Source organism: Roseomonas populi, from assembly GCF_024594815.1.
In the GTDB taxonomy this organism is placed as follows: Bacteria; Pseudomonadota; Alphaproteobacteria; order Acetobacterales; family Acetobacteraceae; genus Roseomonas; species Roseomonas populi.
On sequence record NZ_JANJOU010000023.1, the window covers coordinates 47,657 to 70,741 of the forward strand.

General features: G+C 72.3%; 21 protein-coding genes and 1 tRNA gene. 10 read left to right on the forward strand and 12 right to left on the reverse strand.

Annotated features, from left to right (window positions below; translation table 11 throughout):
• Positions 1-3: 3 nt before the first annotated feature.
• Positions 4-951 carry a Bug family tripartite tricarboxylate transporter substrate binding protein gene (locus tag NRP21_RS21760; RefSeq protein WP_257718344.1) on the forward strand — a complete coding sequence of 316 codons (948 nt, stop codon included), beginning with the start codon at positions 4-6 and terminating at the stop codon, positions 949-951.
• A gap of 57 nt (positions 952-1,008) precedes the next feature.
• Here NRP21_RS21760 and NRP21_RS21765 read toward each other — a convergent pair whose 3' ends face one another.
• Positions 1,009-1,851, reverse strand: coding sequence for an oxygenase MpaB family protein (locus tag NRP21_RS21765; protein ID WP_257718345.1), 843 nt, complete (start codon positions 1,849-1,851; stop codon positions 1,009-1,011).
• A 181-nt stretch (positions 1,852-2,032) separates the two neighbouring features.
• On the opposite strand from NRP21_RS21765, the gene NRP21_RS21770 reads away from it, so the two are divergent.
• Positions 2,033-2,812: a peptidoglycan-binding protein gene (locus tag NRP21_RS21770; RefSeq protein WP_257718346.1), complete on the forward strand. Its 780-nt coding sequence runs from the start codon at positions 2,033-2,035 to the stop codon at positions 2,810-2,812.
• Positions 2,813-2,839: 27 nt separating this feature from the next.
• Here the strand turns inward: NRP21_RS21770 and glmS are convergent, their stop codons facing one another.
• Both glmS and glmU read right to left on the reverse strand, forming a co-directional pair.
• Positions 2,840-4,663 (reverse strand): glutamine--fructose-6-phosphate transaminase (isomerizing), encoded by a 1,824-nt coding sequence (glmS, locus tag NRP21_RS21775; protein WP_257718347.1) that lies wholly within the window; start codon positions 4,661-4,663, stop codon positions 2,840-2,842.
• A gap of 3 nt (positions 4,664-4,666) precedes the next feature.
• The gene (glmU, locus tag NRP21_RS21780; RefSeq protein WP_257718348.1) at positions 4,667-5,986 is read right to left on the reverse strand and encodes a bifunctional UDP-N-acetylglucosamine diphosphorylase/glucosamine-1-phosphate N-acetyltransferase GlmU; all 1,320 of its coding nucleotides are present in this window, start codon (positions 5,984-5,986) and stop codon (positions 4,667-4,669) included.
• 94 nt (positions 5,987-6,080) lie between these two features.
• On the opposite strand from glmU, the gene gph reads away from it, so the two are divergent.
• Entirely contained in the window at positions 6,081-6,731 is a 651-nt protein-coding gene (gph, locus tag NRP21_RS21785) for a phosphoglycolate phosphatase (protein ID WP_257718349.1), read from the forward strand.
• 4 nt (positions 6,732-6,735) lie between these two features.
• On the opposite strand, the gene NRP21_RS21790 is transcribed toward gph, so the two are convergent.
• Positions 6,736-7,179 (reverse strand): cupin domain-containing protein, encoded by a 444-nt coding sequence (locus NRP21_RS21790; protein ID WP_257718350.1) that lies wholly within the window; start codon positions 7,177-7,179, stop codon positions 6,736-6,738.
• 113 nt (positions 7,180-7,292) lie between these two features.
• Here NRP21_RS21790 and NRP21_RS21795 point away from each other — a divergent pair, with 113 nt between their 5' ends.
• Both NRP21_RS21795 and NRP21_RS21800 read left to right on the forward strand, forming a co-directional pair.
• Positions 7,293-7,859 carry a TetR/AcrR family transcriptional regulator gene (locus tag NRP21_RS21795; RefSeq protein ID WP_257718351.1) on the forward strand — a complete coding sequence of 189 codons (567 nt, stop codon included), beginning with the start codon at positions 7,293-7,295 and terminating at the stop codon, positions 7,857-7,859.
• Between the two features lie 59 nt (positions 7,860-7,918).
• Positions 7,919-8,686 carry a substrate-binding domain-containing protein gene (locus tag NRP21_RS21800; protein WP_257718352.1) on the forward strand — a complete coding sequence of 256 codons (768 nt, stop codon included), beginning with the start codon at positions 7,919-7,921 and terminating at the stop codon, positions 8,684-8,686.
• A 4-nt stretch (positions 8,687-8,690) separates the two neighbouring features.
• Here the strand turns inward: NRP21_RS21800 and NRP21_RS21805 are convergent, their stop codons facing one another.
• Together NRP21_RS21805 and NRP21_RS21810 are read right to left on the reverse strand one after the other, a co-directional pair.
• Positions 8,691-9,506: a DUF3108 domain-containing protein gene (locus NRP21_RS21805; protein WP_257718353.1), complete on the reverse strand. Its 816-nt coding sequence runs from the start codon at positions 9,504-9,506 to the stop codon at positions 8,691-8,693.
• Positions 9,507-9,573: 67 nt separating this feature from the next.
• On the reverse strand, positions 9,574-10,053 hold the full coding sequence (locus tag NRP21_RS21810; RefSeq protein ID WP_257718354.1) for a GNAT family N-acetyltransferase: 480 nt from the start codon (positions 10,051-10,053) through the stop codon (positions 9,574-9,576).
• Positions 10,054-10,142: 89 nt separating this feature from the next.
• On the opposite strand from NRP21_RS21810, the gene NRP21_RS21815 reads away from it, so the two are divergent.
• Positions 10,143-10,217 (forward strand) — tRNA-Val (locus NRP21_RS21815).
• A gap of 117 nt (positions 10,218-10,334) precedes the next feature.
• On the opposite strand, the gene NRP21_RS21820 is transcribed toward NRP21_RS21815, so the two are convergent.
• Entirely contained in the window at positions 10,335-10,880 is a 546-nt protein-coding gene (locus NRP21_RS21820) for an EF-hand domain-containing protein (protein ID WP_257718355.1), read from the reverse strand.
• Positions 10,881-11,056: 176 nt separating this feature from the next.
• Between NRP21_RS21820 and NRP21_RS21825 the strand changes: the two genes are divergently transcribed.
• Positions 11,057-12,826 (forward strand): uracil-xanthine permease family protein, encoded by a 1,770-nt coding sequence (locus tag NRP21_RS21825; protein ID WP_257718356.1) that lies wholly within the window; start codon positions 11,057-11,059, stop codon positions 12,824-12,826.
• A 100-nt stretch (positions 12,827-12,926) separates the two neighbouring features.
• Entirely contained in the window at positions 12,927-13,925 is a 999-nt protein-coding gene (locus NRP21_RS21830) for an alpha/beta hydrolase (RefSeq protein WP_257718357.1), read from the forward strand.
• Between the two features lie 22 nt (positions 13,926-13,947).
• On the opposite strand, the gene NRP21_RS21835 is transcribed toward NRP21_RS21830, so the two are convergent.
• Positions 13,948-15,360 (reverse strand): M20 family metallopeptidase, encoded by a 1,413-nt coding sequence (locus NRP21_RS21835; RefSeq protein ID WP_257718358.1) that lies wholly within the window; start codon positions 15,358-15,360, stop codon positions 13,948-13,950.
• A 216-nt stretch (positions 15,361-15,576) separates the two neighbouring features.
• Here NRP21_RS21835 and NRP21_RS21840 point away from each other — a divergent pair, with 216 nt between their 5' ends.
• Positions 15,577-16,293: a lysophospholipid acyltransferase family protein gene (locus tag NRP21_RS21840; RefSeq protein WP_257718359.1), complete on the forward strand. Its 717-nt coding sequence runs from the start codon at positions 15,577-15,579 to the stop codon at positions 16,291-16,293.
• 44 nt (positions 16,294-16,337) lie between these two features.
• Here NRP21_RS21840 and NRP21_RS21845 read toward each other — a convergent pair whose 3' ends face one another.
• The 3 genes from NRP21_RS21845 to NRP21_RS21855 form a co-directional block, all read right to left on the reverse strand.
• Positions 16,338-17,336 carry a Bug family tripartite tricarboxylate transporter substrate binding protein gene (locus tag NRP21_RS21845; RefSeq protein WP_257718360.1) on the reverse strand — a complete coding sequence of 333 codons (999 nt, stop codon included), beginning with the start codon at positions 17,334-17,336 and terminating at the stop codon, positions 16,338-16,340.
• A gap of 90 nt (positions 17,337-17,426) precedes the next feature.
• Complete coding sequence (locus tag NRP21_RS21850; RefSeq protein ID WP_257718361.1) at positions 17,427-17,798, reverse strand: hypothetical protein; 372 nt, start codon at positions 17,796-17,798, stop codon at positions 17,427-17,429.
• 82 nt (positions 17,799-17,880) lie between these two features.
• Positions 17,881-19,056, reverse strand: coding sequence for an acyl-CoA dehydrogenase family protein (locus tag NRP21_RS21855; protein WP_257718362.1), 1,176 nt, complete (start codon positions 19,054-19,056; stop codon positions 17,881-17,883).
• A 16-nt stretch (positions 19,057-19,072) separates the two neighbouring features.
• Here NRP21_RS21855 and NRP21_RS21860 point away from each other — a divergent pair, with 16 nt between their 5' ends.
• A complete protein-coding gene (locus NRP21_RS21860) occupies positions 19,073-19,660 on the forward strand; it encodes an NMCC_0638 family (lipo)protein (RefSeq protein WP_257718363.1) in 588 nt (195 codons plus the stop codon).
• Positions 19,661-19,667: 7 nt separating this feature from the next.
• Here NRP21_RS21860 and NRP21_RS21865 read toward each other — a convergent pair whose 3' ends face one another.
• Complete coding sequence (locus NRP21_RS21865; protein WP_257718364.1) at positions 19,668-23,063, reverse strand: indolepyruvate ferredoxin oxidoreductase family protein; 3,396 nt, start codon at positions 23,061-23,063, stop codon at positions 19,668-19,670.
• Positions 23,064-23,085: the final 22 nt, after the last annotated feature.

The following is a 23,085-nucleotide window of genomic DNA, read 5'->3' on the forward strand; positions in this document are numbered from 1 at the left end:
TGCATGATGCGTCGTCTTCTACTCTCCGCCATGCTCGCGCTGGGGGCTGCGCTGCCCGCGCGCGCCGAGTACCCGGACAAGCCGATCACCATGATCATGCCCTACTCGCCCGGAACGGCGGACGTGCTGATCCGGGCGATGAGCGAGCACTTCCAGAGGACGCTCGGCCAGCCACTGGTGCTGATCACGCGGGACGGCGGCTCCGGCGTGGTGGGGATGCGGGCCGTCGCGACGAGCCAGCCGGATGGCTACACGCTCGGCCAGACGCCGATGACGGCGATCGTGGTGCAGCCGCACATGGTGCGGAACGCCGGGACGGAGCCGACGAATTTCGAGGCGGTGTGCGGGACGAACGAGAACATCCTCGGCATCGTCGTGCGGGCGGAGAGCCCGATCCGGAACCTCGCGGACCTGATCGCGGAGGGGCGCAAGCGCACGCTGAGCTTCGGCAGCCCCGGTCCGAACTCGCTGCCGCAGCTTGGCGTGTGGCGCGTGCAGAAGGCGGTGGGGGTGGACTTCAACCACATCCCCTATCGTGGGGAGGCGGCACACCTGAACGACACGCTGGCGGGCCGGCTGGACTTCTCGGCGGCGGTGGTGTCCTCGGCGGCGGAGATGGTGCAGGCCGGGCGGATGCGGCTGATCGCGGCGTTCTCCAGCCGGCGGCACCCGGACTTCCCCGACGTTCCCACGGCGCGGGAGCAGGGCGTGGACGCGCTGCAACTGAGTCAGGTGGGCATCTACGCGCCGCGCGGCACGCCGGCCCCGGTGCTGGACCGGCTGGAGGAGGCCTGCCGCACGGCGCTTGAGACCCCGGCGGTGAAGGGGGTGCTGGCGACCACGCGCGCGCCGGCGGCCTTCATGCCGCGCGCGGCGCTGAATGCCATGCTGCGGGAGGAGTTCGTGAGCTACGGGCGCATCCTGAAGGAGCTGGGAGTACAGCCCGAGTAGAGGGCCGGGGAGCGGATCCACGCGGCCGGGCGACCCCGCCGCTCCACCGATCCGATCCTAGCGCGCGAAGGCCCAGCGCAGGGTCTGCGCCACGCCGAAGGTGCCGGCGCGGACCAGCGGGCGGGCGAGGAGCGGGTCGGGCAGGCCGTGCATGGTGCGGGCCCAGCCGGGCAGCAGATCCACGGCCGCCCCCATGGTCAGGCGCTGCACCGGCTCGGCCAGCGGGTGCGGGGCGGGCTGATTGAGGACGAGCTGCGCCACCTCCCGGGTGCGGGCATCGGCGCGAAGGCGCGGGCGGGTGGCGCGGATCAGGGCCTGCGCCTCCGCACGGCTGCGGGGAACGGGATCGGCGCCCAGGGCAGTTCCCATCATCGCCATTTCCGCGAAGTAGCGGTCCTGATCGGCAGCGGACATGCGCGGTTCCGCGTAGCGGATCCAGGCATCGAGGAAGCTGGTGGTCTCGGTGACATGGACCCAGGCGAGGAGGGCGGGATCATCCACGGCGTAGGGGGTGCCGTCCGGCAGGGTGCCGCGCAGGCGGGCATGGATGCCGCGCACGCGGGAGATGGCGGCCTCCGCCTCCTCCCGCCCGCCATAAGTGGTCAGGGCGATGAAGCGGGCAGTGCGGCGCAGGCGGCCGTGCATGTCTCCGCGGAAGTTGGAGTGGTCCCAGACCCCCGCCAGCACGGCAGGGTGGAGCATCTGCATCAGCAGGCCGGCGATGCCGCCGACCATCATGGAGGCGACGTCCCCATGGACGCGCCAAGCGACGGAGCGGGGGCCGAAGAGGCCGTCCGGGCGGCGCTGGACCGGCTTCTCGCCCCGTGCCCGGTCGTTGAACAGGGCGGTGACCTGGGCGGCGATGGCCTGCTTCAGCGGCCGCGGGAGGGGGGAAGCCATGGCGGGGAGATGGGGCCTTTCCGCCAGATTGCTACTCCACCGGATCGGCGTTCGCCGCATCGAAATCCGGCAGATCCGACGAACGTTCCGGCCTCAATGATTGCACTGTATCGAAGCGGGAACGGTTGCTAGCGTTCCGCCTGGACGGACATCATCGTTGTCCCGGAAGAGGAAGCCTTCCATGCCGCTCACGACGCTGGTGTCCCTGCCCCGCAACATGAACGTGCTCCCGGACGGCAGCAGGATCGTGAACGCCAGGCAGGCGACGATGCTGACCCTCCTCGGCAACCCGAGGGCCGATTACGGGTCGGACTGCCGCGACATCACGAACCCCCGCCTGAAGCCGCTGGTCACGCGGAGGAATGTCGGCCCCTTCGCCGTCCGGGGTCTCGCGCCGGCCGTGGACAGCCTCGAGGGCGTGATGAAGGCCATCGAGAAGGAGGAGCCGAAGGTCTTCGCCGCGCTCGGGACCGCGGGAATGCTGTGCGCCCGCTTCGTCAGGGGCTCCACGACCTCGATCAGCAACCACTCCTGGGGAACGGCCATCGACCTGACGCTGGACGGGGTGCTGGACGCCCGCGGCGACGGGCGCGTCCAGGAAGGGCTGACCCGCATCGCGCCGATCTTCAACCGCCACGAGTGGTTCTGGGGCGCGGCCTTCGGCACCGAGGACGGGATGCACTTCGAGTGCAGCGACGGGCTGATCCGGAAATGGGCGAATGAGGGGCGCTTCGGCGCCGTACCCGTCGCCCTTCCGGAAGACGACCTGCTCAGCCTCGGCGACCGCGGCCCCGAGGTGGAGAAGTTGCAGGAGAAGCTGAACCAGCACGGGGCCGGCCTGCTTGTGGACGGGATCTTCGGGCGGGATACCCAGAGCGCGGTGATGCGCTTCCAAGGGGCCCACAAGCTGACCATCGACGGCGTCGTCGGGAAGCAGACCTCGGCCGCGCTGGGCCTCTAGGCCCCGCGCGGCGGGCCGGGGCGGCGCCTACTCCACCGTCACGGCCTTCGCCAGGTTGCGGGGCTGGTCCACGTCCGTGCCCTTCAGCACGGCCACGTGGTAGGCCAGCATCTGCACGGGGATGGCGTGCAGGATGGGCGCCACGAAGGGATCCACCTTCGGCAGCACGACCACGCGGCTGGCGAAGCGGCGGAGCGCGGGTGCCCCTTCCTCGTCCGTGAAGGCGATGATGCGGCCGCCGCGCGCCGCGGCCTCCTGCAGGTTGGAGGCGGTCTTCTCGAAGAGAGGGCCGCTGGGGCAGAGGGAGATCACCGGCACGCTGGCATCGATCAGCGCGATGGGACCGTGCTTCATCTCACCGGCGGCGTAGCCCTCGGCGTGGATGTAGGACAGCTCCTTCAGCTTCAGGGCACCCTCGAGCGCGATGGGGAACATGCTGCCGCGGCCGAGGTAGAGCACGTCGCGCGCGTCGCGGATGTCGGCGGCCACCGCCTCGATCTCGTCGCTGGAATCCAGCAGCTTGGCGGCGTGCTCCGGAACCTCCAGCAGGGCGGCGGTCAGGCGCGACTCCTCGGCGGCGTCGATGGCGCCGCGGGCGCGGGCGAAGTTGATGGCCAGGCACGCCATGACGGAGAGCTGAGCGGTGAAGGCCTTGGTGGAGGCCACGCTGATCTCCGGCCCGGCCACCGTCATCAGCGTCGTGTCGCTCTCCCGCGCCATGGTGCTTTCCGGCACGTTGACCACGGAGACGAGGGACTGGCCGCCGGCGCGCAGCAGCTTCATCGCGGCCAGGTTGTCCGCCGTCTCTCCGGACTGAGAGACGAACATGGCGGCGCCGCCCTTTGTCAGCGGCGGGTCGCGGTAGCGCAACTCGCTCGCCACATCACAGTCCACGGGCAGGCGGGCCAGGGTTTCGAACCAGTAGCGGGCGGTGTTGCAGACGAGGAAGGCGGAGCCGCAGCCGGAGAGCCAGAGGCGCGGCAGGGTCGCCGGGTCGAAGGGCAGCGCGGGGCGGGCCACGGCGCGGGTGGCGGGGTCCACGTACTGGCGGAGCGTGTCGCCGATCACCGCGGGGTGCTCGTGCAGCTCCTTCTCCATGAAGTGGCGGTAGTTGCCCTTGCCGATGGCGGCGCCGGAGAAGGCGGTGGTCTTGACCGCGCGCTCCACGGGCTGGTCCGCGGCGTCAAAGACCTGCGCGTCGCGGTCGCTGACGATGGCCCAGTCGCCTTCATCGAGATAGGCGATGCGGCGGGTCAGCGGGGCGAGGGCGAGGGCGTCGGAGCCGATGAACATCTCCTCCTCGCCGTAGCCGATCGCGAGCGGGGCACCCTGGCGGGCGGCGAGCAGCTTGCGGGGATGGCCGGCGAAGACGGCGGCGAGGGCGAAGGCGCCGTGGACGCGCTTGAGCGCGCCGGAGAAGGCGATCTCCGGGCTGTCGCCGCGCGCGAGGTGATGGTCCACGAGGCGGGCGAAGGTCTCGGTGTCCGTCTCCGTCTCGAACTCGGCCCCATGGGCTTCCAGCTCGGCGCGGAGTTCCGCGTGGTTCTCGATGATGCCGTTATGGACGATGGAGACGCGGCTGGTGCCGTGCGGGTGGGCGTTGCGCGTGGTGGGGGCGCCGTGGGTGGCCCAGCGGGTATGGCCGATGCCCGTGGTGCCGGGCAGCGGGTCGTGCTCCAGCACCTCGGCAAGGTTGCCCAGCTTGCCCTCGGCGCGGCGGCGCTCCACGTGGCCGTTCACCAGGGTAGCGATGCCGGCGCTGTCGTAGCCGCGGTATTCCAGGCGGCGCAGCGCCTCCAGGAGACGCGGGGCAGCCTCTTCGCGACCGACGACGCCGACGATACCGCACATGGCTTACTTCTCCTTCCGGCGGGCGGCGCGGAACGCGGCGGCGCGGCCTTCCTTCTGTTCCTGGCGGGCGCGGCCGAAGGCCATGGCATCGGGCGCGACCGTTGCGGTGATGGTAGAACCCGCCGCGACGAAGGCGCCATCACCTAATGAGACGGGTGCCACCAATGTCGCGTTGGAGCCGATAAAGACACCCTCTCCGATACTGGTCTTGTGCTTGGCGTAACCGTCGTAATTACAGGTAATCGTGCCGGCGCCGATGTTGGTGCGGGCGCCCACCGTCGCGTCGCCGATATAGGAGAGGTGGTTGGCCTTGGCCCCCTCCCCCAGCACCGCCGCCTTCAGCTCCACGAAGTTGCCGACATGCGCGCCGGCGCCCACCTCGGTGCCCGGGCGCAGGCGGGCGAAGGGGCCGATGATGGCGCCGTGGCGGACGGTGCAGGCCTCCAGGTGGGAGAAGGCGCGGATCTCAACGCCGTCCTCGATCGTCACGCCGGGGGCGAAGACCACGTCGGGGCCGATCGTCACATCCTGGCCAATGCGCGTGTCGAAGGAAAAGGTGACGCTTTCCGGGCGGGTCAGGGTGGCGCCGCCCTCCATCGCGCGGCGGCGCAGGGCGGCCTGCACGGCGGCCTCGGCCTCGGCGAGCTCCATGCGGGAGTTGATGCCGCGGCACTCGGCCTCGGCGGCCTCCACGGCCACGGCGCGGAAGCCCTCCGCGCGGGCGGCGGCGACCACGTCGGTGAGGTAGTACTCGCCGGCGGCGTTGTCGTTCTTCAATTCCCGCAGCCACTGGAACAGGCGCGGGGCGGCGGCGCAGATCACGCCGACGTTGCAGAGCGTGATGGCGCGCTGCTCCTCAGTCGCGTCCTTCCACTCCACCACGCCGGCGATGCCGCCATCCTCATGCGGCACCACCCGGCCGTAGCGGCCGGGGTCGGCCGGGCGCATGGCGAGCAGGGCGAGGTCGGAGGAGACGCGGGCGAGCAGGAGGCGGCGCAGCGTCTCCGCCGCGATCAGCGGGTTGTCGGCATAGAGGACGGCGACATCGCCCTCGAAGCCCTCCAGCGCAGGGGCGGCCTGCAGGGCGGCGTGGCCGGTGCCCAGGCGGTCGCGCTGCACCACGGTGGCGTGGGGGGCGGCCGCCTTCTCCAGCGCCGGCATGTCCGGGCCGGTGACGACGACGATGCGGTCGAACACCTCCTCGCAGGAGGCGATGAGGTGGTTGAGCATGGGCCGCCCGGCGACCGGGTGCATGGCCTTCGGCATGGCCGAGCGCATGCGCGTGCCGAGCCCGGCGGCGAGGAGGATGGCAGCCCTTTGCATGGGGTGGATAAGCCCTGTGCCGGCGCCTTCCGCAAGGGCGGGGGCGGCTCAACCTTCATTGCGGGCCGTAATGCGGAATGGCATGGGGGCGGCCATGGACCGCATCGCCCTCTTCGACCTCGATGGTACGCTGCTGGACAGCGCGCCGGACCTGCATTCCGCCCTGGACCGCCTGATGGCCGCCCAGGGCCGCCCGGGCTTCACCCGGCCGGAGGTGTGGCGGATGATCGGGGACGGGGTGGCGGTGCTGGTGCAGCGGGCCTGCGCGGCGCGGAACCTGGAGAGCACGCCGCTGCTGGTGGCCGAGTTCCTGGCCGATTACGAGGCCCATGCGGCGGACGAGACCCGCCCCTTCCCCGGCATCCCGGAGGCGCTGGCGGCGCTGAAGGCGGCCGGGTGGCGGTTGGCGGTGTGCACGAACAAGCCGGAGAAGGCGGCGCGGATCGTGCTGGACGACCTCGGGCTGACGGCCGTGCTGGACGATATCGGCGGGGGCGACAGCTTTCCCGTCCGCAAGCCGCATCCCGGCCATCCGCTGGGGCTGCTGAAGCGGATGGGGGCGGCGCCGGGCCGCGCCGTGCTGATCGGGGATCATCAGAACGACACGCGGGCGGCGAAGGCGGCCGGGATCGCGCCAGTCTTCGCCGCTTGGGGCTATGGCACGCCCGAGATGGCGGAAGGGGCGCCGGTCGCGGCCATGCCCGGCGACCTGCCCGCGCTGCTGGAGGGCGTCCTGGCGCGCTGAGGCGTCAGGCCGGGGTCAGTACCTCGATGCCGTAGCCGGCGGCGATGCCGACCAGGCGCGGCACGTCGGGCGGGGCCATGGGCGGGAAAGCCGTGCCCTCCACCGCTTCGCCGGCATCGCGGAAGAAGCCCTCGTGCAGGCCGCCCGGGACGTTGAGTATGAGCATCCGCGCCTCGGTTTCGCCGGGGTTGCGGAAGTGGTGGGGCACGTCCCTGGGGATGAGGACGAAGCCGCCGGGGCCTTCCGTGCGGGTCTCGCCGGCCAGGGTGAACTCGTAGCGGCCCTCCAGCACGTAGAAGGCCTCCACGTCATGGCGCTGCAGGTGGGGCGGGGAGCCCTGGCCGGGGGCGGTGCGGCACTCGACGAGGGAAAAGCCGCCCTCCGTCGTCGCGGCGGTGGCACGGAAGGTTAGTAGATTTCCCAGCAGGTGAACGGTCGGGGCGCTCATGGCGGCGGGCCTTGTGGCTGGCGATTCCGGGGTGTTCGTGGGACACTTGTTCCTTCACGAGACAAACGTCTCATAAGAGGACGGCGGTGAGCGGTCAATCCGGATCCGGAAGGGTGCGGCAGAAGCAGCGCACGCGGCGGGTGCTGCTGGCCTCCGCGCGGGCCCTGGTGGCGGAAGGGCGGGCGCCCTCGGTCGCGGAGGTGGCCGACCATGCCGGCATCTCCCGATCCAGCGCCTACCGGTACTTCTCCACGCCCGAAGCCATGGTGCAGGAGGCGGTGCTGGACGCGCTGGCCTCCGCGATGGACGGCGTGCCGGCCACGGCGCCGGAGGGCGACCCGGCGCAGGCCGCCGAGGGCATGGTCGCCGCGATCCTCGCCATGGTGCTGCGGAACGAGGTTCTGTTCCGCGCCTTCCTGGCCGAGTCCGTGAAAGGCCAGGAGGACGCGGCGCCGCGCCGGGGCGGGCGGCGGGTCGTGTGGCTCTCCGAGGCCCTGGCGCCGCTGCGCGGCCGGGTGCCGGCCGAGGTGTTCGAGCGGCTGGTGGCCGGGCTCTCCCTCTTCGCGGGAATCGAGACGGTGGTGGTGCTGCGCGACGTCTGCGGGCAGGACGAGGCGGCGATGGAGGCGACGGCGCGCTGGGCGGCGCGGGCGCTGGTGGAGGCCGCCCTGCGGGGCTGATCGCCGTTGCCGCACCGGGCGCGGGGCCGCAGGATCGCGGCTTCGCAGGGGCAGAACCGATGATGATGCGGATGGCGCTGTGGCTGGCGGTGGCCGTGGTGGCGCTGGCGGGCGCCCCGGCCTCGGCGGCCGATGTTCGGGTGCTGACGGCCGGGGCCTTCAAGCAGGTCGTCCTGGCGGCCGCCCCGGAGTGGGAGCGCGAAACCGGGCACCGGTTGGTCGTGGAGAATGACACGGCCGGCGCCCTCGCCCGGCGCGTGGCGAGGGGCGAGGGCTTCGACCTGCTGATCGTGCCGCCCGCGCAGATGGAGGCGCTGGCGCGCGCGGGTCACGTGGCACCCGGCGCGGTGCCGCTGGCGCGGGTGGGCGTGGGGGTCGGGGTGCGGGACGATGCGCCGCGCCCGGACATCGGCAGCGTGGAGGCGTTCCGGGCCGCCGTGCTGGCCGCGCCCCGCATCGCCTACATCGACCCGGCCTCCGGCGGGTCGAGCGGCACCTATGTGGAAGGGCTGCTGGGGCGGCTGGGGATTGCGGAAGCCATGCGGGACCGGCGCGTGCTGGTGCGAGGCGGGCTGGTGGCGGAGCGCGTGGCGGATGGATCGGCCGATCTCGCGATCCACCAGATCAGCGAGATCCTGCCCGTGGCGGGAGTGGCGCTGGTGGGGCCGCTGCCGGCGGAGATCCAGTCCTGGACCGTCTATTCCGGCGCCCTCGCCCCCTCCCCCTCTCCGGCGGGCGGGGCGGCGCGAGGCTTCCTGGCGCGCCTGGCGGGGCCGGAAGGGCGCGCGGTGCTGCGGGCGAAGGGGATGGAGCCGCCGGCGGAGTAGCGGCTCAGTTCACCGCCCGCGCCTGCCCGGGCGGGCCGAGGCTGGCCAGCCGGGCCGAGATGGTGCCGAACCAGCGGCTGACGGTCTCGACGCGGACGGGGATGAGGGGCTGGCCTGGCGCGGCCTCGCCGAGCCAAGCGGTGCCGTTCTGCGGGCGGCGCGCGGCCTCCACGTCCTCGCCCTTGCGGAAGCCGGCCAGGAAACGTCCCTCGAAGTCGCAGCGCAGGGCGGTGCCGGACCATTCGTCCCGGGCGGGGGCGAAGCGTTCCTGGCCGCGGGTCTGGGCGGCGGTCTCGCTCAGGCGGCGGCCGTCGAAGGCGCGCACGGCGCCGTCGCACTTGCCGGTGCGGCGGGCCTGGCGGACGAGCTGGGCCACGGCGGAAAGGTTGTCCACGGTGTTGCGGCGCGCCTCATCCGGCACCGTCTCCCGCTCCGTGTCGTTGGGCGGGACCATGGCGCGGATCACGGGCTGGTTGCCCGGCCACTCGATCACCGTGCGGCGGGGCTCGCCGCGCCAGGTGCCTTCCGAGACGTAGCGGCGTGGGCGGGCCCGGTCGCCTTCCCAGACGCCCTCCACCCGGGTGACGAGGTTGCCGCTGGAGAAGGCCGCGGCCATGCCGCGGGTGCGGGTGCGGAACTCCACCGTGTAGCCGGCATCCGTGATGTCGAGGGTGGCGTTCAGCTCCATCACCGTCATGCCCACGGCCTGGACCGTGTAGGTGGCGGCGATGGTCTCTGCCCGGGCGGGCGGGGGCGCGGCCAGGAACAGCAGGGCCGGAAGGGCGAGGAGGGCGGAGCAACCAGGCCGGACCGGGTTCATGCGGTGTCCTTCGATGATCCCGCTCAGATCGTGTCGCTGTTACGTCTTGAACAGGGGTCGCCCGGGGCTACGGCGCGCGGGCGAGAAAGATCGTGCCGGGCACGGGCGTCTCGTAATAGGGCGGGACGGGGCGGAAGCCCACGCTGCGATAGAGGGCGACGGCCTCCGCCATTCCCGGCAGCGTGTCCAGCCGGACCTCCCGGTGCCTGGCGGCGCGGGCGGCGGCGAGGACCGCCTCCACCAGGGCACGGCCGAGGCCGAGCCCCCGCGCGCGCGGCGGGACAAAGAGGCGCTTCATCTCGCAGAGGCCATCGCCGAGCGGGCGGAGGGCGGCGCAGCCCATTGGCGTGCCATCCCGCCCGCGCGCGAGGAGGAGCGCGCCCGCGGGCGGGGCGTAGCGGCCGGGCAGCGAGGCCAGCTCCGCCTCGAAGCCCTGGAAGGAGAGGTCCACGCCCAGGCCTTCCGCGTACTCGCGGAAGAGTCGGGCCACCTCGGCCAGGTCCCCGGCGGAGGCGGCGGGCGCGATGTGGAAGGCGACGTCCGGCACAGGCAGAGGGTGGCGCCGGAACCCCAGCGGAACAAGCGCCGGGGCCGCTTGACAGGCCGGGCCGGGTGGGGGATATGCCGCGCCACTCCGGGCGCGTAGCTCAGCGGGAGAGCATTCGCTTCACACGCGAAGGGTCACAGGTTCAATCCCTGTCGCGCCCACCACTTCCCCTTCCCGTGGGGACTTCAGCAAAATCCAGGCTTTCCACACGCCGCCTTCGCGCGGGTGGCCCGCCACCATGTCCGGCCGCGCGCCGGGAACGTCGCGCGACCGGGCAATGGCTACTCCGCGCGGGGCGCCTGCACGCGGGAGGGCCCCGGGGCGGGGCGGACGCGCTGCGGCCGCAGCTCTTCGCGCGAGAGGGCCGTGTCCCCATTCACGTCGCGGGAGCGGAACATGGCCTCGGCGAAGGGGCGCAGCTCCGTGGTCGTCACGCGGCCGTCGCGGTCGGCGTCCACGGCGCGGAACATGGCCTGGGCGCGCTCCTCGAACCGCTGCATCCGCGCGGGATCGACGCGGCGGGCCGGCCCTGCGGAGAAGGCGTAGGCGCGGAACTCCTCCCAGGTGAGGCCGCCATCCTTATCGGCGTCAGCCGCGGCGAAGCGGGCGGCCAGGGCGTCCCAGGCCTCGGCCTCGGTCACCCGGCCATCGCGGTTCGCGTCGGCCTCCTGCAGCATGCGTTCCGCGCCTGGGCCCATGGGAATGGCCTGCGCCGGGCCAGGGCCGGGCGGAGGAGGAACCGGCTGGGCCAGGGCGGGCATGGCGGATGCGCCCAGGCCGAGGGCGACGGCCAGGGCCGTCAGGGTGGTTTTGCGATCATGGGTCAAGACTGGTTCTCCTTTGGTCCATCCCGAGGATGGGACGTGCCGTGTAACGCCCCGAGCCGGCCTTGGTGATGAAGCGTGACGCGCAGGCCGGCGCTCCACAAAGGCGCGAGAGAGTGGCCTAATCCGCGGGCGACAATTTCAAGTCATTCCCTGGTTTGGACCTCGGAGCATCCGGTTTGCCCGCATTGCTGGACCGTCTTCTTCCCCCGCCGACCCCGCAGCGGCGCAAGCGGCCCGACGAACTGCTCTACGCGGTGGACGAGAAGCCCCCGCTCGGCATCCTGCTCGGCATGGGGGCGCAGCACGCCGCGCTCTCGCTGATGTTCGTGCTCTACGCGGTGGTGGCGGCCCAGGGAATCGGGCTGGACGCTGCGGCGGCCAGCCGCTTCGTCTCGGCCACGGTCTTCCTCGTCGGCTTGGCCACCCTGGTACAGGCGATACCCAGCCGGATCGGGGCGGGGCTGCTTCTCGTCGGCCTGCCCGCCCCGGCGCGGCTGCCGATCTTCGTCGCGGTGACGACGACCTACGGGCTGGGGGCGACGATGGGGGCCACCATCGTCGCGGCGCTGGCCTCCATCCTCTTCGCGCGGCTGATCCCCCGCCTGCGCGCCTTCTTCCCGCCGGAGGTGATCGGGGTGGTGGTGGTGATGCTCGGCCTGTCCCTCGTGGCGGGCGGGCTGACGCGGGGGGTCGGGCTGACGCCGGCGGGCGATGCCTCGCCGCCCGCCCTGGCCGTAGCCGCGCTGACGCTGGCGGTGATCGTTGCCGCCTCCCTCTGGGGAGGGCCGGGGCTGCGGCGCATGGCCGTATTGGCCGGGGCCATCGCGGGCACCCTGCTGGCGATGGCGCTGGGTGTCACCACGGCGGGCGGGCTGGAGGCGCTGGCCGCGCTGCCGCCCGTGGCGTTGCCCCTGCTGGGGCTGGACCTGCCGGCGCCGGAGTTCCTGCTGGTGCCGATCGCCGTGTTTCTCGTCACCGAGCTGATCGGGGTGATGGACCTCTTCGGCAGCGCCCTGTCGATGGACAAGATGGACAATGCCCGCTGGCGGCGGGTGGACATGGGGCAGGTGGCGCGCGCCGTGACCGGGACGGGGCTGATGCAGGTGTTGCAGGGCATCGCGGGCGTGCTGACCAGCGCCACCTCCTCCGCCAATCTCGGCCTGGCGGCGGCCACGGGCATCACGGCCTGGCGCGTGGGGGCGGCGGCGGGCGTGATGCTGATGGTCACCGCCTTCTTTCCCGCCATCTCCGGGCTTGTGGCGCTGACGCCGGGGCCGGTGATCGGGGGCATCCTGATCTACACCGCCTCCTACCTCATCGTGGCCGGGATCGGCCTGGCCACCTCGCGCCTGATGGATGCGCGGCGGGGCTTCATCGTCGGGCTGGCGATCGTCTGCGGCACGGGGGTGATGCTGCTGCCCGCCCTGGCTCATGCCTCGCCGGACTGGAGCCGGATCATCGTCTCCTCCGGCCTCACCATGGGCACGATTGCCGCCGTGGCGCTGAACGCGCTGCTGCGGATCGGGGTGCGGAAGGCGGCGGAGCTTGTGCTGGACCCGGCGGAGGAAGGGCAGCAGGCCGCGGAGTTCCTGGAGGCGCGCGGCCGGGCCTGGGGCGCGCGGGCGGAGGTGGTGACGCGCGCCGGCGTCGCGCTGGGCGAGGCGCTGGAGGCGCTGCGCCAGGCGGGCACGGCGGGGCCGGTGACGCTCTCGGCCGATTTCGACGAATTCAACCTGCGTTGCCGGCTGGTCCATGCCGGGCCGCCCCTGCCGCTGGGGGACGCCGCCCTGCCGGATGCCGCGGCGCTGATGGAGGGGGACGAGGACGCGCTGGACGCCGCGATGCGGCGCGTTTCCGCAACGCTGATCGCCCGGCTGGCGGACCGGGTGCGCGCGGCGGCGCGGCCGGGCGGCCATGCGGAGCTGGCGATGGAATTCGAGCACTGAACGGGGAAGTCCCCCTCCGGCCGGCCGGCGGATAGGCGCTTGGCAGGCGGCGTCCACCGGGCCCAAGCTTCTCCTCGATAAAGGGTTGGAGGAGCGTACCATGTCGCAGCATCACGCCCTGCCGCGCCGCGGCCTTGCCGGGGCGGCCGCGCTCGCGGCCCTCGCCACCGGCGCGCCCGCACTCGCCGCCGGTGACGCGCCCCGCATCCAGGGAGAGGAGCACTGGGCGAAGAAGGGCGAGGTGAACCTCTATCTCTGGCGCCGGCGCGCGGCCGGGGACGGCGCGGCGAAGAAGCCCGTGCTCTTCCTCGTCCACGGATCCTCCTTCTCCGGGCGCGGCGGATTCGACCTGCAGGTGCCCGGCCATCCCGGCTACTCGATGATGGAGCACTTCGCCGGGCTGGGCTTCGACGTGTGGACGATGGACCACGAGAACTACGGCAAGTCCTCCCGCACGGAGAGCAACTCCGACATCCGCTCCGGCGTGGAGGACCTGAAGGCCGGCTTCGCGAAGGTGGAGGAGGTGACGGGGCAGCGCGCCCTGATGGTCTATGGCCAGTCCTCCGGCGCGATCCGCGCCGGGCGCTTCACGAACGAGGTGCCGGACCGGGTGGAGCGGCTGGTGCTGGACGCCTTCACCTATACCGGAGAGGGCGCGCCGGAGATCATGCGGCGGCGGGACGCGGTGGCGAGCTACCGCGCGCGGAACTACCGCATGATGAACCGCGAGTCCTTCGTAGGCATCTTCAGCCGCGACAACCCCTCCACCTTCGAGGCCGCGGTGCCGCAGGCGCTGGCCGACTACGAGCTGGCGCTGACGGACCGCGCGCCGAGCGGCACCTATCTCGACATGGCCGCGAACATGCCGATGGTGAATCCGAAGCGCATCCCCTGCCCCGTGCTGATGTGCCGGGCGGAGACGGACGGGAACGCGACGGACGCGGAGCTGCTGGACTTCTTCGGGCAGTTGCCGAACCGGGACAAGCAGTTCGCGATGATGCGGGGCATCGCGCATGTCGCGGTGCTCGGCACCAACCGGCACCGGATCTGGCACGTGATGGAGGAGTTCCTCACGCTTCCCGGGCTGCGCGGGGCGTAGTCCGCCCCGCGCGGTCCAGGGTTCAGCGGGCCGGCGTGCCGGGCTCGCCCAGGTCCCACCAGATGCCAGCGAAGGCGGCCAGGCCTTCGCGCATCATGGCGGGGATCACGTGCTCGTCCGGGCCGTGCTGCTTGCAGCCGTTGTAGGAGTGCGGGACCCAGACGAGCGGCGTGCCCAGCAGGTCCACGAAGACATCGCCCGGCAGGCCGCCCGAGGCGTTGGGGGTGACCTGCACGCGGGTGTTCAGCGACTTTTCCATGCTCGCCTTTGTCCAGAGCACCCAGGGGCTGTCCGGCGGGGTGCGGCTGGCGGGCATGCGGATGCCGGTCTTCTCGATGGCGACCTTCTGGAAGCCGTGGGCGTCCAGGTGGGCGCGCAGGGCGGGCTCGAACTTCGCGGGATCGGAATCGCCGGTGTAGCGGATCTGGCAGACGGCGCGGGCGTCGGGGGCCACGGCGTTCACCGGGGCCTCCGGGCGGCCGCTAATCATCGCCAGCACGATGAAGCTCGCCCAGCCGTAGATCTTCTCGGCCGGGGTCAGGCCGGGCTCGCCCCAGCCCTCGTCGATGGTGGCGGCGCCCTCCCCTCCCCCAACGGGGCAGCCCTCCAGCGCGGCGCGGATATTGGCGGGCACCGTCTCACCGGGCAGCCAGTCGCGGACGAGGATCTTGCCGTGCTGATCGGCGATGCTGGCGATGGCGTGGGAGAGGAGGATGGCGGGATCGGTGGTGAGGCCGCCCCAGTGGCCGGAATGCACGCCGCCGTTCCGCAGCTTCACCACGAGGTCGAACATGAAGCTGCCGCGGGAGCCAGCGGCGATGGTGGGGAGCGCCGGTTCCACGCGCGGGCCGTCCGAGGCGATGAGGGCGTCGGCGGCGAGTTCTTCCTTATGAGCTTCCACGAAGGGGCGGAGGCCCTTGGAGCCCAGCTCCTCCGACATCTCCAGCACCAGCTTCACGTTGGCGCCGAGCACCCCGCCCCGCTCCGCCAGCACGGCTTCCAGCGCCGCGAGGTTGATGATGTGCTGGCCCTTGTTGTCGGCGGTGCCGCGCCCGTACCAGAGGCCGTCCTTCTCCGTGACGGCCCAGGGCTTGATGCCGTCGCTCCACTGGTCCTCCAGCCCGCGCACCGTGTCGCCGTGGCCGTAGAGCAGGACAGTGGGGCGCGACGGGTCCTCGATGCGCTCAGCGATGAGGATGGGACCGCAGTCCGGCTCGGGGTTCGCGTGGATGGAGGAGGTGAAGCCGAGGCGGGCGACCCAGGGCTGGATGCCCTCCTCCAGGTAGCGCTGGCACTCGGCGGCCGCGGCGGGGTCCTGCGAGGTGGAGGGGATGGCGATCAGCGCGGCTAGGCGCTCGCGGAAGGCGCCGCTATCGAACTCGGCGGTGGCGCGGGCGATGGCGGCGTCGCGGCCGGACCCGGCGGTGCTGGACATGAACAGTGAGCCTTCCTTTGGATCTGGCCCATCCAATAGGCCCGATGGCGGCAGGGCGGGAGAGCCCCGACGATACGCTTTGTCGAACGGCGTACCGGGCCGTTGCCTCGACAAAGCCACAAGCTTGACCCAGACTGGTGGTGGGAATTTTTCCCACGGAATTCACTTATGCAGGTGCTTCAAGCCGCCTCGATCCCGGATACGGAAGCCATGCCGATGCCGTCGCCGACCTCGAGAAAGCGCAGCCCTGTCGCCCGTACCGTGAAGGCCATCACGCGCCGCCTACCCTTCGCGCAGGCGATTGGGTGGTATCTCCGGCTCTGCCAGAGCACGGCGCGCTGGGAGATCCTGGGCGCGGAACCGCTGCGCGAGATGGCGGCCGAGCCAAGGGGCTTCGTCATGGCGTTCTGGCATGAATGCCTGCCGCTCATGCCCGCGGCCTGGGCACGGCTCTGGGCGACGATGCCGGCTGACGTGCCCCGAAAGCCCGGCCTGGTGCTCGTCTCCCGCAGCCGGGACGGCACGATGATCGCGGCATCCCTGGCGCGGTTCGGGCTGACCGTGGTGGCCGGCAGTTCCTCGCGCGGGGGCGGCAATGCCGGGCGCGTGCTGCTGCGCGGCGTGCGTGCGGGCAACGTGGCCGTCGTGGTCCCGGACGGGCCACGGGGCCCGCGTCGCCAGGTTTCGGACGGGGCAGGCCGGCTGGCCGCCATGGCCGGCGTGCCGATCGTGCCCTGCGGGGCCTTCGCCTCGCCAGCCCGGCGTCTGGGCTCGTGGGACCGGATGATCCTGCCGATGCCCTTCGCGCGCTGCGTGGCCGTGGTCGGCAGGCCGATCGATCCGGCAGGGATGAGCGCAGAGGACCTGGCCGCCGCGCTCTCCCTCTCGCTGAACGAGGCGATGGCGAGCGCGGAGGGCGCGCGCGCGCGCTGAGCGAAGGCCCGCCGCTTCCCCGCGGCGGGCCGTGCCGGGCGCGCTCAGGCGGCGGTGATGTTGTTCTCCTTCACCACTTGGCCCCAGCGCGCGTGGTCGCGGCGGACCATGTTCGCGAAGTCCTCGATGGAGCCGCCGCCGGGCTCGTCGCCCTGGCCGGTGATCTTCTCGCGCACCGCCGGATCCTTCAGCGCGGCGTCCTGCGCGGCGTGGACCCGCTGGATCACCTCGTCCGGCGTGCCCTTCGGCGCGAAGAGGCCGATCCAGGCGGTGAAGACGAAGTCCGGCAGGCCCTGCTCCGCCGCGGTCGGCACGTCCGGCAGCGCGGGCGCGCGGGTGGCGCCGCTGACGAGGATGGGCTTCAGCTGGCCGGACTTGATGAAGGGCGAGAGGACGGAGGCGGCGTCGAACATCGCGGAGAAGCGGTTGGCCACGAAGTCCTGGATGGCCGGGCCGGAGCCGCGATAGGGCACGCTCTCCATTTCAGGCTTGCCGATCCGGTCGCGGAACAGCTCCATCGCGCAGTGGGAGAGGCTGCCGGCGGTGGGCGAGCCGTAGTTCACGCCGCCCTTCTGCGCCTTGATCCAGGCGGCCAGCTCCCGGACGTTGTTGGCGGGCACGGAGGGGTGGACGCAGAGGACCATAGAGCTCTGCAGCGTCAGCCCGATCGGCACGAGGTCGAGCGGGTTGATGGTCATGTTCGGGAAGGTGTGCGGATTGATCGCCATGGGCGAGGAGTTGCCCGCCAGCAGCGTGTAGCCGTCCGGCCGCGCGCGCAGCACGGCTTCCGTGCCGATGTTGCCGCCGGCGCCGCCGCGGTTGTCGATCACGACCGACTGGCCGAGGTTCTGGGCGAGGCCGGGCTGCACGATGCGCGCGGCGAAATCCGTCTGCCCGCCCGGCGGGAAGCCGACGATCATCGTGACGGGACGATTCGGATATGCCCCCTGGGCGCGCGCGGCGGGCGCGAGGCCGGCGGCGACGGCGCCGAGGCCGGCGCCGAGCGCCAGGCGGCGGGTGAGCGGGGAGTCCTGGGTGGACATGGTCGTTGCCTCCTCGGGCGCGTTCGGGTCGCCAGACCCGCACATAATGCGGAACCGTTGCGGCTCCTAGCGGCTATCCCGGAAGAGGGCTCAGCGCGTGCGCGCGGGGGCGGAACTGCCGCTCTTGGAACCGGCGATGGTGCCGCCGAGCAGGGCGCCGGCAATGGCCGGCAGGGCGAAGCCGAGAATGGGGGCAGCGAGACCGGTGCCGGTATCCGGCAGGAGGACGGGGCTTCGCGTTGCAGTACCGCCGGGCGAGATGGGCACGCCCGCGCCGGCGCTCGCCGGGCGGGCCGCGAGCCGCGGCGTGCCGCGGGGCGGGATGACCACGGCGCCCTCGGCCGGGACGACGACGCTACGGATCTCGCCCTGGGCCCGGGCCGCCGGAGCGAGGGGCGGAAGAAGGAGGGCCGCGACCGCCAGGGCAACGGGCCCGGAGCGCGTGATGGACCCGCGATGCATCGTCTCTCCTACCGCCGTCCTGGCGCGGGCTGCCGGCCTGCAATCCCTTGTCGCTGAAGATGCGGACTCACGGCGGCGTGAGTCAACGCGAGTCGCGGGCCGATTCGCGCCGGCCGAGCAGGTGGCGGGCAACGATGACGCGCATGATTTCGTTGGTGCCCTCCAGGATGCGATGGACGCGCAGGTCCCGCACCAGCTTCTCCACGCCGTAGTCGTGCAGGTAGCCGTAGCCGCCGAGGAGCTGCAGCGCCTCGTCCGCCACGCGGTGGCCGGTGTCGGAAGCGAAGCGCTTCGCCATGGCGCAGAAGGCACCGGCGTCGGGCGCCTTGCTGTCCAGCTTCGCGCAGGCGCGCCAGAGAAGGGAGCGGGCGGCCTCCAGCTCCGTCGCCATGTCGGCAAGGCGGAACTGCGTGGCCTGGAAATCCGCGACAGGCTTGCCGAAGGCGCGACGTTCCCGAACATAGTCCAGTGCAATGTCGAGCGCGCGCTGCGCGCCGCCAATCGAGCAGGCGGCGATGTTCAGGCGGCCGCCATCCAGGCCGGCCATCGCCATGCGGAAGCCCTGGCCTTCTTCGCCCAGCAGGGCATCGGCGGAAACGCGCGCGTCCTGGAACGTCATCATCCGCGTGGGCTGGGCGTTCCAGCCCATCTTCTTCTCGTTGGCGCCGAAGGAGAGGCCTTCCGTGTCCTTCGGGACCAGCAGGGCGGAGATGCCATCCGGCCCCTCCCCGCCCGTGCGGACCATCGTGAGGTAGAGGTCCGACGTGCCGGCGCCGGAGATGAACTGCTTGGAGCCGTTGAGGACGTAGCCGCTGTTGTCCCGCGCGGCCCGCGTGCGCAGCGCGGCGGCATCGCTGCCCGATCCCGGCTCCGTCAGGCAGTAGGAGGCGATACGCTCCATGGTGACGAGAGATGGCAACTGTTCCGCGCGCTGCGCCTCGCTGCCCCAGCGGTCGATCATCCAGGCGACCATGTTGTGGATGGAGAGGAAGGCGGCCGTGACGGGGCAGCCGGTCGAGAGGGCTTCGAACACCACGGCCGCGTCCAGGCGGGTGAGGCCGGAGCCGCCGGATTCCTCCCGCACATAGAGGGCGGCCATACCGAGAGAGGCAGCCTGGCGCATCTCCTCCACCGGGAAGTGGCGGGCGGCGTCCCATTCCAGGGCACGGGGGGCGAGGACGTCGCGCGCGAAGTCGCGGGCCACCTCCTGCAGGGCGCGGGTGTCCTCCGGCAGGTCGAAGGCGTTATCCAGCGGCATGATGTCGTTTCCTCGTTTGCCCTATCCCACCGCGCGCGCGGCACGGCGTCCAGTTCTGCTGGCGCTGCTGGCGCTCGCCCCCCTTCCCGCCCGGGCCGCCGCACCACTGACCGAGGAGACGGCGGCGGCCATGGGCAGCTTCATGCAGATCTGCGCCCGTGTGCTGACCGGCGGCGACAGCGCCGGGGCGGCTCGGGAGGCAGGATTCGCGGCGCTGCCGGCGGACAAGGCGGCGGCGGTGCTGCGCGGCGGCGAGGGGCAGGTGCTGGTGGCGCGCGGGGCCTCCGTGGGGGCGATGGTCCTGGTGCTGGCGCGGCGCCCGGTGGCCTGTTCGCTGCGGCTGCAGCGCATGGACGTGGAGACGGCCGAGCCGCTCTTCGTGCGCCTGGCCGAGCGGGCCGCCCGGCCGGGGCTGACGGTGACGCGCGCCTTCGATGGCAGCGTGCCCGTTCCGGGCGCCGGGGCGGCGCGGCAGATCACCTATCGCCTCTCCACCGGGCAGGCAGGGCGCCCGGACATCGCCCTGGCCTTCACCGGGGATGCCGATCCGAAGGCCGGGACGCAGGGCGTGCTGACCTTCGGGACGGTGGCGCCGCGGCGGTAGGGCACCCTTACTCCGCCGCCATGGCCGGCAGCGGGGCCGGCTTGGCGAGGCGGGTCTCGATGGCGGCAAGGCGGTCGCGGGTCTTGCCGATATTGGCGTCCTTGATCGGGCCGAAGCCCTTGATGCCGCCCCAGGCCTCCACCCACTCCCGAAGGGCAGCCGGGGGGTGGCTCCCGAGGAGGGCTTCAAGGCGGGTGCGGAACTCGCCGATCAGGGCGCGCTCCGTGCGGCGCTCCTCCGTGCGGCCGAAGGGGTCCAGAGCCGTGCCGCGCAGGATCTTGCAGTGGCGCAGCAGGCCCATGGCGCGGATCATCCAGGGGCCGAAGCTGCGCTTGGCCGGGCGGCCGGTATCCGGGTCCGTGCGGGATAGGACGGGCGGGGCGAGGTGCAGGACTTTCCGCTTCGTGCCGGTGAAGCCCGCATCCAGCGAGGCCTGCCAGGCGGTGTCGGCGTGGAGGCGGGCGACCTCGTACTCGTCCTTGTAGGCCATCAGGCGGTGAAGCTGGACGGCGACGGCATGGCCGAGGCCTTCGTCCACCGTGCGGATGCGGGCGACGAAGCCGGCATAGTCCCGGGCATAGGCGGCGTTCTGGTAGGCGGTGAGGTCGGCGACGCGGCGGGCGATGAGGTCGTCCAGCGTCTCCGGCGGCTTTGCAGTGGCGGGGGCCTCCAACGCGGCGGCGCGGCCGAGGGCGAAGGCCGCCTTGTTGCGCTCCACCGCCGTGCCGTTCAGCTCCAGCGCGCGCTCGATCGCGGCGAGAGAGAGCGGCAGCAGGCCGCGCTGGAACGCGGTGCCGAGGAGGAAGACGTTGAGGAAGATGGCATCGCCCAGCGTCTCCTCCACGCGGTGCGCGGCGGGGAGCGCGAGGAGGTCGCGCGACGTGGCGCGCAGGCTTTCCAGAACCGCCGATGTGTCGGCGCGCGGCGTGCCGAGGAGGAAGCCGGCGGTGGCGGCAATCTCCGCGTTCACCACGGCGGCGGTGCGGTCCTTCGAGAGCAGCGGGCGGACATTAGCGCCATGCGCGCCGATGGCGTCGGCAGCGATGAGGAGATCGGCCTGGCCGGTGCCGATGCGCGGGCCGGCGAGGGTCTCGGGCGCGGCCCCTTCCGCCCCGATGCGGATCTGCGCCTGCACGCCGCCGCCTTTCTGGGCGAGGCCGAGCTGGTCCATGCTGCGGACCGGGCGGCCATCGATATGCGCGGCGGTGGCGAGGATGGCGGCGAGCGCGGTGACGCCCTGGCCGCCGATGCCGGCAAGGACGACGTTCCAGGCCTCGCTGCGCAGGGCGGGCCGCGCGGGTTCGGGCAGGTTCTCCGGCATGGCGGCGGCCTGCGGGTGGGCCGCGGGCTCCGCGCCCTCCAACGTGACGAAGGAGGGGCAGAAGCCCTTCAGGCAGGAGAAGTCCTGGTTGCAGGCGGACTGGTCGATCGCGCGCTTCTGGCCGAATTCCGTCTGGACGGGCTGCACGGCGAGGCAGTTGGACTGCACGCCGCAATCGCCGCAATCCTCGCAGACGCGCGGATTGATCACCACGCGCTTCGTGGCCGCGGCGGCGGTGCCGCGCTTGCGGTGGCGGCGGCGCTCCGTGGCGCATTCCTGATCGTAGATCAGGATCGTCACGCCGGGCCGCTCGCGCAGGTCCTTCTGCACGGCGTTCAGGCTGTCGCGGTGATGGTACGCGATGCCCTTGGGCATCATCGGGTCGTTCTGGTGGCGCTCGGGATCGTCGGAGACGACGGCGATGTGCGCAGCACCTTCCGCCGCCATCTGCGCGGCGATGCGGGGCACGGTCATCTCGGCTTCCGGCGTCTGGCCGCCGGTCATGGCCACGGCGCCGTTGACGAGGATCTTGTAGGTGATGTTCGCCTTCGCCGCGATGGCGGCGCGGATGGCGAGGCTGCCAGAATGCGAGTAGGTGCCGTCGCCGATATTGGCGAAGACGTGCCCGGTCTTCACGAAGTCCTTCTGGCCGAGCCAGGGCATCCCCTCCCCGCCCATATGGGTGAAGACTTCGGTGTCGCGGTCCATCCACGTCACCATGTAGTGGCAGCCGATGCCGGCCATGGCGCGGGAGCCTTCCGGCACCTTCGTGGAGGAGTTGTGCGGGCAGCCCGGGCAGAACCAGGGCTGGCGCAGCGCGACGGGCGCGCGCGCGGAATCCGCCAGGGCGGTGAGTGCGGCGAGGCGCGCGGCCATGCCTTCCGGGCGCGGCTCGCGCGGCAGGCGGGCATCCAGGGCGCGCGCGATGGCGGCGGCATCAAGCTCCGAGAGGTCGGAGAGGAGCGGGGCGCCGGTCTCGTCGCGCTTCCCGGTGATGCGAGGTGCATTCGGCGTGCCGTAGAGAGCGTCGCGGAGCTGGGCCTCAAGGAAGGATCGGCGGTCTTCGACGACGAGGACTTCCTCCAGGCCCTCGGCGAAAACGCGGGCGGCGACGGCATCGAGCGGCCAGGCGAGGCCGACCTTCCAGATGCGGACCCCCAGCAGGCGGGCGGCGGTGTCGTCGATCCCGAGGTCCAGCATGGCCTGCCGGAGATTGGCGTAGGCCTTGCCGCGGGCCGCGATGCCGAAGCGGGCGCGCGGGGAGTGCAGCACCACGCGGTCCAGCCCGTTGGCGCGGGCGAAGGCGACCGCCGCGGGCAGGCGCGTGCGGCGAAGGCGGCGCTCCTGCGCCAGCACCACGTCGCGCAGGCGGATGTGGCGGCCGTCCTCGCCCTCGAAGTCGCCCTCCGGGATGATGGGAGCCCAGGGGCGGATGCGGAAGCTGGCGCTGGCGTCCATCGTGTCCGCCACGCACTTCATAGCGGCCCAGGTGCCGGCGAAGCGCGAGAGGGCGATGCCCTTGAGGCCGAACTCCAGGATCTCGTTCACCCCCGCCGGGTCCAGGAATGGAATTTCCAGGTCCATGAAGGCGTGGTCGGAGGCGTTCGCGACGGTGGAGGATTTGGCGGAGGGGTCGTCGCCTGCCAGGGCCAGCACGCCGCCGAGCGGGGCGGTGCCGGCCATGTTGGCGTGGCGCAGCGCGTCGCCGCTGCGGTCCACGCCCGGGCCCTTGCCGTACCAGATGCCGAAGACGCCCTGCTTCGTGCCGTCGTTGAAGAGCTTGGCCTGCTGCGTGCCCCAGGCGGCGGTAGCGGCGAGATCCTCGTTCAGCCCGGGCTGGAAGACGATCCCGGCCTCGGCCAGGCGCTTCGCCTGCTTCTGCAACTCCTTGTCGTAGGTGCCGAGCGGACTGCCGCGGTAGCCGGTGACGAAGCCGGCCGTGTCGTGGCCGGCGGCACGGTCCAGCGCGCGCTGCTCCAGGGGGAGGCGGACCAGGGCCTGAATGCCGGTCATGAGCACCGGCTCCTCGCTGGATTCCCAGCGATCCTCCAGACGCATCGTGGCCCGTTGCACGCTACCCATGGACGATCTCCCGGAGCCCCTC